The sequence below is a fragment of the Reyranella sp. genome (genome assembly GCF_036558665.1).
Classification (GTDB): Bacteria; Pseudomonadota; Alphaproteobacteria; order Reyranellales; family Reyranellaceae; genus Reyranella.
Window position 1 is genome coordinate 26532 of record NZ_DATBFE010000154.1, and the last position, 13729, is coordinate 40260.

General features: G+C 65.5%; 13 protein-coding genes. 7 read left to right on the plus strand and 6 right to left on the minus strand.

What is annotated here, in order from left to right:
- Positions 1 to 21: 21 nt before the first annotated feature.
- From VH499_RS22620 to fsa, 3 genes are read right to left on the minus strand one after another with little or no spacing between them, the layout of a single operon-like run.
- On the minus strand, positions 22 to 963 hold the full coding sequence (locus tag VH499_RS22620) for a tyrosine recombinase XerC (RefSeq protein WP_332055031.1): 942 nt from the start codon (positions 961 to 963) through the stop codon (positions 22 to 24).
- A 3-nt stretch (positions 964 to 966) separates the two neighbouring features.
- The gene (locus VH499_RS22625; protein WP_332055032.1) at positions 967 to 1713 is read right to left on the minus strand and encodes a DUF484 family protein; all 747 of its coding nucleotides are present in this window, start codon (positions 1711 to 1713) and stop codon (positions 967 to 969) included.
- A 17-nt stretch (positions 1714 to 1730) separates the two neighbouring features.
- Positions 1731 to 2387: a fructose-6-phosphate aldolase gene (gene fsa, locus VH499_RS22630; RefSeq protein WP_332055033.1), complete on the minus strand. Its 657-nt coding sequence runs from the start codon at positions 2385 to 2387 to the stop codon at positions 1731 to 1733.
- An 85-nt stretch (positions 2388 to 2472) separates the two neighbouring features.
- Here fsa and VH499_RS22635 point away from each other — a divergent pair, with 85 nt between their 5' ends.
- The 7 genes from VH499_RS22635 to VH499_RS22665 all read left to right on the plus strand — a co-directional run bounded on the left by VH499_RS22635 (position 2473) and on the right by VH499_RS22665 (position 10649).
- Positions 2473 to 4680: a primosomal protein N' gene (locus VH499_RS22635; RefSeq protein ID WP_332055034.1), complete on the plus strand. Its 2208-nt coding sequence runs from the start codon at positions 2473 to 2475 to the stop codon at positions 4678 to 4680.
- Positions 4681 to 4865: 185 nt separating this feature from the next.
- The gene (locus VH499_RS22640) at positions 4866 to 5429 is read left to right on the plus strand and encodes a F0F1 ATP synthase subunit delta (RefSeq protein ID WP_332055035.1); all 564 of its coding nucleotides are present in this window, start codon (positions 4866 to 4868) and stop codon (positions 5427 to 5429) included.
- Positions 5430 to 6956, plus strand: coding sequence for a F0F1 ATP synthase subunit alpha (gene atpA, locus VH499_RS22645; RefSeq protein WP_332055036.1), 1527 nt, complete (start codon positions 5430 to 5432; stop codon positions 6954 to 6956).
- A gap of 4 nt (positions 6957 to 6960) precedes the next feature.
- A complete protein-coding gene (locus VH499_RS22650) occupies positions 6961 to 7839 on the plus strand; it encodes a F0F1 ATP synthase subunit gamma (RefSeq protein ID WP_332055037.1) in 879 nt (292 codons plus the stop codon).
- A 36-nt stretch (positions 7840 to 7875) separates the two neighbouring features.
- Positions 7876 to 9300 (plus strand): F0F1 ATP synthase subunit beta, encoded by a 1425-nt coding sequence (atpD, locus tag VH499_RS22655; RefSeq protein ID WP_332055038.1) that lies wholly within the window; start codon positions 7876 to 7878, stop codon positions 9298 to 9300.
- A gap of 3 nt (positions 9301 to 9303) precedes the next feature.
- A complete protein-coding gene (gene atpC, locus VH499_RS22660) occupies positions 9304 to 9717 on the plus strand; it encodes an ATP synthase F1 subunit epsilon (RefSeq protein WP_332055039.1) in 414 nt (137 codons plus the stop codon).
- Positions 9718 to 9830: 113 nt separating this feature from the next.
- On the plus strand, positions 9831 to 10649 hold the full coding sequence (locus tag VH499_RS22665) for a ferritin-like domain-containing protein (protein ID WP_332055040.1): 819 nt from the start codon (positions 9831 to 9833) through the stop codon (positions 10647 to 10649).
- A 1-nt stretch (position 10650) separates the two neighbouring features.
- On the opposite strand, the gene VH499_RS22670 is transcribed toward VH499_RS22665, so the two are convergent.
- Genes VH499_RS22670 through VH499_RS22680 form a run of 3 tightly spaced genes read right to left on the minus strand, consistent with a single transcriptional unit; the run spans position 10651 to position 13683 of the window.
- On the minus strand, positions 10651 to 11121 hold the full coding sequence (locus VH499_RS22670; RefSeq protein WP_332055041.1) for an RNA pyrophosphohydrolase: 471 nt from the start codon (positions 11119 to 11121) through the stop codon (positions 10651 to 10653).
- Positions 11118 to 12242 (minus strand): divergent polysaccharide deacetylase family protein, encoded by a 1125-nt coding sequence (locus tag VH499_RS22675; protein ID WP_332055042.1) that lies wholly within the window; start codon positions 12240 to 12242, stop codon positions 11118 to 11120. Before VH499_RS22675 ends, VH499_RS22670 begins: the two co-directional genes overlap by 4 nt.
- 22 nt (positions 12243 to 12264) lie before the next feature.
- Entirely contained in the window at positions 12265 to 13683 is a 1419-nt protein-coding gene (locus VH499_RS22680) for a S41 family peptidase (protein ID WP_332055043.1), read from the minus strand.
- Between the last annotated feature and the right edge of the window lie 46 nt (positions 13684 to 13729).

The following is a 13729-nucleotide window of genomic DNA, read 5'->3' on the forward strand; positions in this document are numbered from 1 at the left end:
GTTCGAGAAATAATGCGCAGGTCACCGCCCTTTCGCCCGGGGATGGGCGGCACGATAGACAGCGTTGAGACGGGCGGTGTCTACGTCGGTGTAGCGCTGGGTTGTCGAAAGTGAGGCATGACCCAGCAACTCCTGGATCGTGCGCAGATCGCCGCCGGCGCCCAGCAGATGGGTGGCGAAGGAATGGCGCAGCGCATGCGGCGTCACGGAGTCGGGCAGGCCGAGCTGGCGGCGGATCTCACGCACCCGCTTTTGCACGATCGCGGGGTCGAGCGGGCCGCCGCGCGCGCCGAGGAAGAAGGCATGGCTACCGTCGAGCGCCGACAGATAGGGGCAGGCGTCGCGATAGGCGGCCAGCGCTTCCAGCGTTTGCGGCAGAAGGGGCACGATCCTGGTCTTGCGGCCCTTGCCTGTGACGGCCAGTGTGTCGAGGCGCGATTTGAGGAGGCTTTCGACCATCGCCTTGGTGAGTCCGAGCGCCTCGCCGATACGCAGACCGGCGCCATAGAGCACCAGCAAAACGGCGGTATCGCGCTTGTCGATCCACGGTTCGCGTTCCTGCTCGGACCCGGTCTCGAGCAATTCGTCCATATCGGCTTCCGAAAGCGCCTTCGGCACCGAGTGCGGCAACCTGGGCGTCTGAAGCACGCCGATGCTGGCGTTGTGCGCGAGCCGGTTCTTGTCGAGGAAACGGAAGAAGGAGCGCACCGAGGACAGAGCACGGGCGGTCGAGCTGCGCGCCAGGCCCTGACGCGTGCGCTCGGCCAGCCAGGCGCGAAACTCGGCCGGCTTCAGCTCGGCCAGCGAAGCGAGCGTCGGCGGCTCGCCGAGATAGCCACTCATGAAGCCGAGGAAGTGCGCGACGTCATGCTCGTAGGCGACCAGCGTATGTGCGGCGAGGCGACGCTCGCTCTTCAGCCAGTCCAGCCACGCCTCATTTGCCGCCGCGAGACTCTTGGGCACCTGCTACTCGGGCAGGTCGAGCCAGGCTCGGATGGTGTTTTCCAACACCTTGGCCAGGAAGAACAGAAGCTCGGTCGCCATATCGGGACCGAACGCCTCGGGGTTGCGCGAGCCGAAGCACATCACGCCGTCGGGCGAGCCGGAGGAAACACGCAGCCGCAGCAGAACGTCGGACTGGACGAAGCGGGCGATCTCGCCGAAGAAGGCTTGCTCGCCGCTGACGTTGCTGCGCAGACGGGCGTGCTTTTCCGGGCCGATCGCCGCATCGATCGCACCCGGCGCCAGCACGTAGACACCGCGCACCGACGTCGCTTTCTTCGGCGCGTCGGCCGTGGCCTCGATCGCGAGCGTGATGAAGTCGACATCCAGGAGCTCCGGCAGCTCGTGGGTGACGACATGAATCATCTTCTCGAAGGTCGTGGCCTGGATGATGCTGATCACTGCCGCCTGGATGCGGTTCTGGACGATCTGGTTCTGCTTGGAGTTGGCGATGATCTCGGTGCGTTCGCTCTTCAGGCGATCGATCTCCGAGCGCAGGCGCTTCAGGATCGCCTGTTGCATGTCGATGACGCCCGGTCCCTGGACCGCGGAGGCGAGACCGAGCTCGCCCGCGAGATCGGCGTGCTTGGTGAAGAAATCCGGATGGGCCTTGAGATAGGCTACGACGTCGTCGGCCGTGATTACCTTCACCTGCCGGCCCGACCCGTCGGGCGCGGTCACGGTGCCGTCAGTCCCTCTCCCGCTCGCCATGCCCCTGCGCCTCGTGGTCAGAGGATCGACTGGCCGGTCTTGGCCCAGTCTTCGAGGAAGGCCTTGAGGCCGTTGTCGGTCAGCACATGCTTGAAGAGACCTCGCAGCACATTGGGTGGCATGGTCGCGACGTGCGCGCCGAGCTTGGCGGCTTTCACCACGTGCTGGCCATGCCGCACCGAGGCGACCAGTACCTGGGTCTTGAAGTCGGGGTACTGACGGAAGATCGTCATGATCTCCGCGATCAACTCCATGCCGTCCTGTCCGATGTCGTCGAGACGACCGACGAAAGGCGATACGAAAGTGGCGCCGGCCTTGGCGGCCAGCATCGCCTGTGCCGCCGAGAAGCAGAGCGTGACGTTGACCATCGTGCCTTCGGACGAGAGCGTCTTGCATGTCCTGAGGCCGTCGGGCGTGAGCGGCACTTTCACCGCCACGTTCTTGGCGATCTTGGCGAGCTTCCTGCCTTCCTCAAGCATTCGCTTGTGGTCGGTCGAGACCGTTTCGGCGCTGACCGGGCCCGGTACGATGGCGCAGACTTCCTTGATCACCTCGAACATGGGCCGGCCGGACTTCATGATCAGCGAGGGATTCGTCGTGACGCCATCCAGGAGGCCCGAGGCGGCGAGGTCCTTGATCTCGGCGACATCGGCGGTATCGATAAAGAACTTCATATAAAATACCCCAATGGCCAGTGGTTCCGATCAGCGTGCCGCCACAATTTCTAGCGATTCACCCTCGCAGCCACAAGACGAGGGGATGGAATCGGCGCGCCCGGGATCGGTGGAAAACACCGGCGTCAGAACAGTGCGCGTCCTGCTGCCGCTGCCCCTTGCCGACGCCTACGACTACAGCGTGCCCGAGGGCCTCGAGGTTGCGGCAGGAGCCTTTGTGATCGTGCCGCTGGGCAGGCGCGAAACGGTGGGTGTCGTGTGGGGCGAGGGTACGGGCGAGGTGGCACCCGAGAAGCTGCGCGATATAGCGGATATCCTTCCGGCGGCGCCGATGGCCGATGCGCTGCGGCGTTTCGTCGATTGGGTTGCGGCATACACGCTCACGCCGCCCGGCGCAGTGTTGCGCATGACCATGAGCTCGGCGTCAGCCCTACAAGCCCCCAGAAAGGAAATGGTTTATCGTCCGGCACGGGCGGCCATCGACGGAGACCCGAGACTTACGGCCGGACGCCGGCGCGTGCTGGAGGTGCTGAAAGACGGCCCGGCAATGCCGGCCACCGAGCTTGCGCACCACGCGGGTGTCGGTACGTCCGTGGTGAAGACGATGGCTGCAGCAGGGCTGCTGCAGGCCGTAGAGCGCGAGGTGCGGCGCTCCTTTCCGCAGCCGGACGGCCTGCGAGACGGCCCTGCTCTTTCGGAGGCGCAAGAGCACGCGGCCGAAGCTCTTGCCTCGAAAGTGAAGGCGCATGCCTTTTCCGCGACGCTGCTCGACGGCGTGCCCGGCGCCGGCAAGACCGAAGTCTACTTCGAGGCGATAGCGGCCGCTCTTGCCGAGAGCAGGCAGGTGCTGGTGCTGCTGCCCGAGATCGCGCTTACGGCGCAATGGCTGAAGCGCTTCGAGGATCGCTTCGGTGCCATCCCCGCCTCATGGCACTCCGATCTTACGAGCCTGGAACGGCGCGAGACGTGGCGGGGCATCGCCGACGGTCGGGTGAAGGTCGTGGTAGGCGCGCGCTCGGCCTTGTTCCTGCCGTTCCCGAAGCTGGGCCTGATCGTGGTCGACGAGGAGCATGACAGCTCCTTCAAGCAGGAAGACGGCGTGACTTATAACGCACGCGACATGGCCGTGGTGCGCGCTCGGCTCGTCTCGGCACCGATCATACTGGCATCGGCGACGCCGTCGCTCGAGAGCATCACCAACGTGACGGCCGGTCGCTACGGTGCGCTGCATCTGCCGGCGCGGCATGGTGGCCAGCAGCTTGCCTCCTTGTCGGCCGTCGATCTGCGCAAGAACCCGCCGGCGCGCGGCCATTGGCTGTCGCCGCCGGTCGTCGAGGCGATGAAGCAGACGCTGGAAACCGGCGAGCAGGTTCTTCTGTTCTTGAATCGCCGCGGCTATGCGCCGATCACGCTGTGCCGCGCCTGCGGGCACGGGCTCGAGTGTCCGCAATGCTCGGCCTGGCTGGTGGAACATCGCTTCCGTCGCACGCTCATCTGTCATCACTGCGGCTACAACGAGCCGCCGGCGATCGCCTGCAAGCATTGCGGCACGACCGACCAGTTCGTGGCCTGCGGCCCCGGCGTCGAACGTCTGGCGGAGGAAGCGCATGCGCTTTTTCCGGACGCGAGGCTGGAACTGTTCACCTCGGACACGCTGGCCAGCCGGCACGAGGCGACGGCGGCCGTCGAGCGGATGATCGCGGGCGAGATCGACATCCTGATCGGTACCCAGATGGCGGCGAAGGGCCATCACTTTCCCAGTCTCACGCTGGTCGTCGTGGTCGATGCCGATCTCGGGTTGAACGGCGGCGATCTGCGCGCGGCCGAGCGCACTTTCCAGCTCCTCTACCAGGTCGCTGGCCGCGCCGGGCGCCAGGATCGTCCCGGCCGCGCATTGGTGCAGACGCATATGCCCGAACATCCGGTGATGCAGGCGCTGGTCGCCAACGATCGTGACCGCTTCGTCGCAGCCGAGTTAGCTGATCGCGCAGCCGCCGGAATGCCACCATACGGGCGGCTGGCGTCCCTCATCATTTCCGGCGGCGATCCGGCGGCCGTGGACAATGTCTGCGCTGCGCTCGCGCGCCGCGCACCGCACCAGCCGGGGGTCACCGTGCTCGGACCTTCGACTGCGCCGCTTGCGCTGTTGCGGGGTCGGCATCGGCGTCGACTCCTGCTCAAGGTTGGTCGCGATGTTGCAGTGCAACCGCTGCTGCATGCGTGGCTTGCGCAAGTCGGCCTGCCCGGGTCGGTGCGGCTGCAGATCGACATCGATCCCTACTCCTTCCTGTGACCCAAGGGATGCCGAAAAGGCAGGTAATACGGGCCTTTAGCAATCTTGCGCCGGGAAAGGACGCATGGTAGCACCGCGCGCTTTTCCGGCCCGGGGCGGCACGTGACGAGGGGCGTTCTTCCGGAAAAGATTTAGTATTTCCAAGAGCTTATCGGCCGGCCAACGGCAGGGGAGAGGCCTTCGACGTGTCAGACGCTACCTCCGCCACATCAGGCGTTGCCGGACGCTATGCCAGCGCCCTGTTCGAGCTGGCAGACAATGCCCGTGCGCTCGATCAGGTTGCGCAGGACCTCACGACCCTCCGCAAGTTCGTCGGCGAAAGCGCCGAGCTTGCCCATCTGATCGCCAGTCCGATCATCGGCCGCGAAATGCAGGGCAAAGCGCTGCTGGCGGTGCTCGATGCCGCGGGCATCCAGGGTCTCACGCGCAACTTCATCGGCACGGTCGCCGCCAACGGCCGCGCGCGCGAGTTGCCGGCGATGGCGGCGGCCTTCCTCGCCGAGCTGGCGCGACGCCGCGGCGAGACCACGGCCATCGTGACCACCGCCGTGCCGCTTTCCGATGCCCAGTTGCAGCAACTCGCCGACACGCTGCGCGGCGTCTTGGGCGGTGCCAAGATTTCCATCGATGCGCATGTCAATCCCGACATTCTCGGCGGCCTCGTCGTCAAAGTCGGCTCGCGCCTGTTCGATTCGTCCATCCGCAGCAAGCTGCAGCGCCTGCAGCTTGCCATGAAGGGAGTTGCCTAAATGGATATCCGTGCCGCTGAAATCTCGGCCATTCTGAAGCAACAGATCGCCAACTTCGGCACCGAGGCCGAGGTCGCCGAGGTTGGTCAGGTCCTCTCCGTCGGCGATGGCATCGCGCGCGTCTACGGCCTCGACAGCGTCAAGGCCGGCGAGATGGTCGAGTTCCCCGGCGGCATCAAGGGCATGGCGCTCAACCTCGAGAAGGACAATGTCGGCGTCGTGATCTTCGGTGAAGACCGCACCATCCGTGAAGGTGACACCGTCAAGCGCACCGGCGCGATCGTCGACGTACCGGTGGGCAAGGGCCTGCTCGGCCGCGTGGTCGACGGTCTCGGCAATCCGATCGACGGCAAGGGCCCCATCCAGGCGACCGAACGCCGCCTCGTCGAGGTGAAGGCACCGGGCATCATTCCGCGCAAGTCGGTGAACGAGCCGATGCAGACGGGCCTCAAGGCCCTCGACTCGCTGGTGCCGATCGGACGCGGCCAGCGTGAGCTGATCATCGGCGACCGCCAGACCGGCAAGACCGCCGTCGCGGTCGATACCTTCCTCAACCAGAAGACCATCAACAAGAGCACCGACGAGAGCCGCAAGCTCTACTGCGTTTATGTCGCGGTCGGCCAGAAGCGCTCGACCGTGGCCCAGATCGTGAAGACGCTCGAGGACAACGGCGCGATGGAATATTCCATCGTCGTCGCCGCCACCGCGTCCGATCCGGCGCCAATGCAGTTCCTGGCGCCCTACACGGGCTGTGCCATGGGCGAGTATTTCCGCGACAACGGCATGCACGCCGTGATCGTGTACGACGACCTGTCCAAGCAGGCCGTCTCGTACCGCCAGATGTCCCTGCTGCTGCGCCGGCCGCCGGGCCGTGAAGCCTATCCGGGCGACGTGTTCTACCTCCACTCCCGTCTGCTCGAGCGCGCCGCGAAGCTCAACGAGAAGAACGGCTCGGGCTCGCTGACGGCGCTTCCGGTCATCGAGACGCAGGCCGGCGACGTCTCGGCCTACATCCCGACCAACGTGATCTCGATCACCGATGGTCAGATCTTCCTCGAGGCCGAGTTGTTCTACGCAGGCATCAAGCCCGCGATCAACGTCGGTCTGTCGGTAAGCCGCGTCGGCTCGGCCGCGCAGATCAAGGCAATGAAGCAGGTTGCCGGCACCATGAAGCTCGAGCTGGCGCAGTACCGCGAGATGGCGGCTTTCGCCCAGTTCGCCTCCGACCTCGACGCCACCACCCAGCGCCTGCTGGCGCGTGGTCAGCGGCTGACCGAGCTTCTGAAGCAGGGCCAGTACCAGCCAATGCCAGTCGAAGAGCAGGTCGCCTCGATCTACTCCGGCACGCGCGGCTTCCTCGATGGCCTGCCGGTCGGCCGCATCGGCGACTATGAGCGCCAGATGCTCGACGCGCTGCGCGCCGAGGGCTCAATCCTGGCCTCGATCCGCGACAAGCGCGAGATCGTGAAGGAGACCGACGAGAAGCTGAAGGCATTTCTGACCGACTTCACCAAGAAGTTCGCCTGAGCCGATGCCCAGCCTGAAGAGCTACCGGCTCAGGATCCGAAGCGTCCAGTCGACGCAGAAGATCACCAAGGCCATGAAGATGGTGGCGGCCGCCAAGCTGCGCCGCGCCCAGGAGAACGCCATGGCGGCGCGGCCCTATGCCGAGGCCATGGACAAGGTCATGGCGACGCTGGCGTCGAGCTTCAAGGGGGGGGCGGGGCCGAAGCTCCTGTCGGGCACCGGCTCCGACAAGGTCCATCTGCTGATCGTCGCCACCGCCGACCGCGGCCTGTGCGGCGCGTTCAACAGCTCGATCGTGCGCGAGGCACGGCGGACCATCCGCGCGCTGCAGGCTGAGGGCAAGACCATCAAGGTGCTGGCGGTCGGCCGCAAGGCGCGCGACCAGCTACGCCGCGACTATGGCGCACTGATCATCGACACCATCACCGATCTTGGCCGGCCACGCGTCTCCTTCGCCGACGCTCAAAAGGTGTCGAACCGCGTCACGGAGCTCTTCGAAGAGGGCGAGTTCGATGTCGCCACGGTGATCTTCAATCGCTTCAAGTCGGCGATGACGCAGATCGTCACCGTCCAGCAGCTTATCCCTCCGCCGGCACCGGAGACGGCGGCGCCCGCCACTTCGGGTGGCGCGGTCTACGAGTTCGAGCCCGACGAGGCCGAGATCCTGGCCGACCTGCTGCCCCGCAACCTCACCGTCCAGATCTTCCGCGCGCTGCTGGAAAACGCGGCGAGTTTCTTCGGCTCGCAGATGACGGCGATGGACAACGCCTCGCGCAACGCCGGAGAAGTGATCAAGAAGCTGACGCTGCAGATGAACCGCTCGCGCCAGGCATCGATCACCAAGGAGCTCATCGAGATCATTTCCGGCGCCGAGGCCGTCTAGGCCGCGCCGCACGCAATCGAAGGAAAGGGAACCGTCATGGCCTCCAACAATATCGGCACGATCACCCAAATCACGGGCGCGGTCGTCGACGTGCACTTCGACGCCGATCTGCCGAACATCTTGAACGCGCTGCATGTCGATGCCGGCGGCCGCAAGCTGGTACTCGAAGTGGCGCAGCATCTGGGCGAGTCGGAGGTACGCACGATCGCGATGGACACCACCGACGGTTTGGTCCGCGGCGAGAAGGCGATCGATACCGGCGGTCCGATCGCCATGCCCGTCGGTCCCGAGACGCTTGGCCGCATCCTGAACGTGATCGGCGAGCCGGTGGACGAGCGCGGCGCGGTGAATGCGAAGTCGACGTTGCCGATTCATCGCGGCGCGCCCGAGTTCGTCGAGCAGTCGACGGAGGCCCAGATCCTGGTCACGGGCATCAAGGTCATCGATTTGCTGGCTCCCTACGCCAAGGGCGGCAAGATCGGCCTGTTCGGCGGCGCCGGCGTCGGCAAGACCGTGACAATCATGGAGCTGATCAACAACGTCGCGAAGGCGCACGGCGGCGTGTCGGTGTTCGCTGGCGTCGGCGAGCGCACCCGCGAGGGCAACGACCTCTATCACGAGATGATCGAATCGGGCGTCATCAAGCTCGACGGCCCGGGCTCGAAGGTGGCGCTGGTATACGGCCAGATGAACGAGCCGCCTGGTGCGCGTGCACGCGTCGGGCTGTCGGGCCTCACCGTGGCGGAGTACTTCCGCGACGCCGAGGGTCAGGACGTGCTGTTCTTCGTCGACAACATCTTCCGCTTCACCCAGGCAGGCTCGGAAGTGTCGGCGCTGCTCGGCCGCATTCCGTCCGCGGTGGGCTATCAGCCGACGCTCTCGACCGACATGGGTGCCCTGCAGGAGCGCATCACCTCGACCAAGAAGGGTTCGATCACCTCGGTGCAGGCGATCTACGTGCCGGCCGACGACTTGACCGATCCGGCTCCCGCCACCTCGTTCGCCCATCTGGATGCCACGACGGTGCTCAGCCGCTCGATCGCCGAAATGGCGATCTTTCCCGCTGTCGACCCGCTCGATTCGACCTCGCGTATGCTCGATCCGCGGATCGTTGGCGAGGAGCACTATCAGGTGGCGCTGTCCGTCCAGCGCGTGCTGCAGCAGTACAAGTCGCTGCAGGACATCATCGCGATCCTGGGCATGGATGAGCTCTCCGAAGAGGACAAGCTGGTCGTGGCGCGCGCCCGCAAGATCCAGCGCTTCCTCAGCCAGCCGTTCCATGTCGCCGAGGTCTTCACCGGCACTCCGGGCGTTTTCGTGAAGCTCGAGGACACGATCAAGGCCTTCAAGGGCATCGTCGCGGGAGAGTACGACGAGCTGCCGGAGGCCGCCTTCTACATGGTCGGTACCATCGAGGAGGCCGTGGCCAAGGCCAAGAAACTCGCTGGCGACGCGGCCTAGCCGATGGCGAAGATCTCCTTTCGTCTGGTCATGCCAGAGCGCGAGTTGCTCGCCACCGACGCCGACATGGTCGTGGTACCCGGCAGCGAGGGCGACTTCGGCGTCCTGCATGGCCATGCACCCCTGATCTCGACCGTCCGTCCGGGGGTGCTCGAGGTCATCCAGGGCAACAAGGTCGAGCAGCGCTTCATCGTGGTGGGCGGTTTCGCCGAAGTGACGCCGGAGCGTTGTACGGTGCTGGCCGACGAGGCGATCCCGTTCGCCGAGGTGACGGCCGAGCAACTCGCCGAACGCGAGCGTGCGGCCGAGCGTGACCTGGTCGATGCGGCGAACGATGCCGAAAAGGCTGCCGCACAGAAGGATCTCGCGGTCGCGAAGGACCTGCGTCGCGCCCAAGCCTACTATGCCGCTCGCTAACTTCACTCCCGACGCGAAATAATCTGTCCGAATTGTCCCCTTCCGGCCCCATTGAAACCGGGCGCCGGCTGGCTTTATTAAAATTGGACGACGGTCGCCGGGAGCTCTGAACCATGGGTAACTGGACACTCGATTCGATTGCGTGGGATCGCTTCGATGGCTCGAAGGTCGATCCGGAGATCCTGCGCAACATCAAGGCGGCCGCCATGGTGGAGCGCAACGGCGCGGACTACGGCACCTATCTCGGCCGCGTGTTCGTCGACGATCCGATGGTCGTCGAGGATGTCGACCGCTGGGCGGTGGAGGAGATACAGCACGGCATGGCGCTCGGGCGCTGGGTACAGCTTGCTGATCCGGCATGGAATTTCGACGCCGCTTTCGAGCGCTTCCGCCGAGGCTACAGGCTGCCGCTCGAGGCGACGGCGTCTGTCCGCGGCAGCCAGGCCGGCGAGATGATGGCGCGTTGCATCGTCGAAACCGGCACCAGCTCCTACTACAGTGCGCTCCGGGATGCCACGGACGAGCCGGTACTGAAGCAGATATGCGCCAGGATCGCGGCCGACGAGTTTCGCCATTACAAGCTCTTCTATGATCATTTGCGGCGTTGCCTGAAGCGCGACCGGCTGAGCAGATGGAGTCGCTTGCGCATCGGCTGGAGCCGGCTGGCCGAGAGCGAGGACGACGAGCTGGCCTACGCCTACTTCGCGGCCAACGAGCCTGCGGATGCGGTCTACGACCGCAAGCGCTACAGGGAAGCCTATGCTCGGCGCGCCTATCCACTCTATCGGCGGACGCACGTGCAGCGCGCGATGGCGATGGTGCTGAAGGCGGTGGGCCTCGAGCCGCAGGGCCGACTCAACACCCTGATGACGCGTGCCGGCCTCTGGTTCCTGCGCCGCCGCTCGAGCCAGCTTGCCGCCAGCGGCCTTTGAGCTAGGAAATCAGATCGGAGAACTCCTCCAAGACCCTTTCGTACACCGGGCGCTTGAAGGGGATGATCCAGCCGAGCACGTCGGCAGGCCTGGCCCATTGCCATGCCTCGAATTCATGGTCGTGCGTGCGGATGTCGATATCGGCGTCAGTGCCGGTGAAGGCGAGCGCGAACCATTTCTGCGCCTGGCCGCGCCAGCGACCCTCCCAGCGCCCGAGATCGATCTCGGGCGGAAAGTCGTAGGTCAGCCAGTCGCTGCTCTCGCGCAGGAGCAGCGCGCGGGTCGTGCCGACTTCCTCGGCGAGCTCGCGACAGGCAGCCTCGACCGGCGTTTCACCATGGTCGACGCCGCCCTGGGGCATTTGCCAGGCGCCCCGCATGCCGGTGCGCTCTCCGACGAAGATCCGCCGGTCGCGGGCGATCAGTACCAACCCGACATTCGGCCGGTAGAATTCGGGGATGCCCCGGATCACGGCCGAAGCTGGTCAGGCTGGGCACGCAGCCGGGCCATGCAGGCAGCGCGGCATTCGAAGTGGCCAATGATCGGCACCAGTGAAACGGCGTGCTGGTTGGCCAGCCGCTTGCGCCACGCCACGATGGCGTCGATGGCTGCATCGTCCGGCTGCAGCACGCCGAAGTCGTGACGCGGTGGCCGGCCGGGCCAGTTCTCGCCGGTCCATTCGGCCAGCCGATCAAGATTGCCCTCGAGCCCGTTACGCGCCAGCTTGTAGTCGAGTATGGTCGAGGTGCGGGCGTAGCCGACACCGAGCTCGGTCGCGAGCCGATGCATCACCGTCGGCGCCGGTCCGGGATTGACCTCGACCAGTCCTAGGCCTCGACCGGCAATCTCCTCCATCAGAGACCGGGCAATTTCCTCGGATTGCGAGACCGGCCCTGCATCCGGCATGACGAAGCCGACATAACCCTCGCCGCGCGCCATCGCCTCCCTCAGGCGCTGCACGTTTTCGCCGCTATCCGCTTTCGCGGAAATGGGACGGATGCCGCGTTCGCCGACGCCCTCCGGATCCTCCACCGGCATCATCAGATACGTTTCGTGGTTGTGCGCATGCGCACGCTTCATCCATTTCGGCAGGTCGGGTGTTCCCGGCATGAAGGCAAGGCTGACTTCACCCGGCAACTCGTTGATCATCCGCATCATCAACGCTTCGTCGGCCCCGACATTGATCATCAGGAGCCCGACCCGGGCCGCCGGGCCATCGGGATCATAGCGGCGGGCATAGGCGATCCACGGCATCCAGCCATCGGACGAAATCTTGGGCAGGCGCAAGCCGTCAGGCGTGGTCTCGATCATGTCGCCGCGTTCGGCAAGCGTAAGCATTCGGAAATCGAGGGACTGGGGTCGCCGGGACGGCAACTTCAGGGAATTGACCGGCTGGGACGGGGCCGGCGCCAGCGCGGCAGCCGCGGCCTCCTCGACGAGCGGCGGCGGCCGGTCGACCTCAAGATAGACCAGCGCCGCACAAGCCATCGTCAGCCCGATGACCAGCCCGTAGGCGGCGAACGGGCCGCTGAGCAGGCTTGCGAGAGATCGCCAGCGGACGAGGGGCTTGCCGGTGCGCGGCTCGTCCGCCATGTCGGGTCGCGCGCGTGCCGCGTCAGTTGGGGCGGTTGCTCGCGTAGAGCGAGATGCCGCGGATCAGATCGACGGCGCGCAGCAACTGATAGTCCTGCACCCCTTCCTTCGGCGGCTCGTTCGGGTCGGTGGTCGCCTCGGGGGAGGGCGCTCCGCCTGGCGTCGTCTCGCCGGAGGGCTGCTTGTCGCCGGGCTTCGCGGGCTTGGCGTTGGCGTCCGGCGGCGGCGTCACCGACTTCTTGTCGGCCGGCTTGTCGATGGGGTTGGCGATCGAGCGGCGCAGGTTCTCCTCGCGGAAGCCCGGACGCGACTCGATGTTTTCGACCTTTGCCTGCTGAACCTCGATGTCGGGCTTGATGCCTTCTTTCTGGATCGAGCGGCCGGACGGCGTGAAATAAAGCGCCGTGGTGAGGCGGATGGCGCCGCCGCCGGTCACCTGCATGATGGTCTGCACCGACCCCTTGCCGAAGGTGCGGGTGCCGAGAATGATCGCGCGATGGTGATCCTGCAGGGCACCGGCCACGATCTCCGAGGCCGAGGCCGAGCCGCCGTTCACGAGCACGACGATCGGTAGCCCGTTGGCGACGTCGCCCGCCTTGGCGTTCCAGCGTTGCACATCCTCCGGCTTGCGCGCCTTGACGGAAACGATCTCGCCCTTGTCGAGGAAGGCGTCGACCATCGAGATGGCCTGATCCAGGAGGCCGCCGGGATTGTTGCGCAGATCGAGGACATAGCCCTTCAGCTTGTTGCCCGCCTCCTTCTTGATGTGATCGACGGCATCGAGCACGCCCGACGTGCTCTGCTCGGTGAAGGAGGTGACGCGGATGTAGCCGACATCGCCCCCCTCCATATGCCAGCGCGTCGACTTCACCTTGATGTTTTCGCGCGTCAGGGTGACATCGAACGGATCCTTGTTGCCGCGCTTCACCGAGATCTTGATCGACGAGCCGATCTTGCCGCGCATCTTTTCGACGGCTTCCTGCAAGGTCAGTCCCTGCACCGGCTGTCCGTCGAGCGCGAAGATCAGGTCGCCCGACTGGAGGCCGGCCTTCGAGGCGGGCGTATCGTCGATCGGCGACACCACCTTGATGATGCCGTTCTCCATCGTGACTTCGATGCCGAGCCCGCCGAACTCACCCCGCGTCTGGACCTGCATATCCTTGTAGTTCTTCGGGTTCATGTAGCTCGAATGCGGATCAAGCGAGGCCAGCATGCCGTTGATCGCGTTCTCGATCAGGGACTTTTCGTCGACCGGCTCGACATAGTCGCGGCGGATGCGCTCAAGAACGTCGCCGAAGAGATTGAGCTGCTGATAGAGCTCGCTCTTGTCGCTGCCGGGCCCTTTCTTGTCGGTCTTGTCCTGCGCCGAGACAGGTACGACGGCCGGCACGGCGAGGAACGCCAGGGTCGCGGCGATGGAGACGAAGCGCAAACGGGTCATTGGGGAGCCTTTGTAAAACGATGCCTGCCGGCAGCCGGTCGGGCGA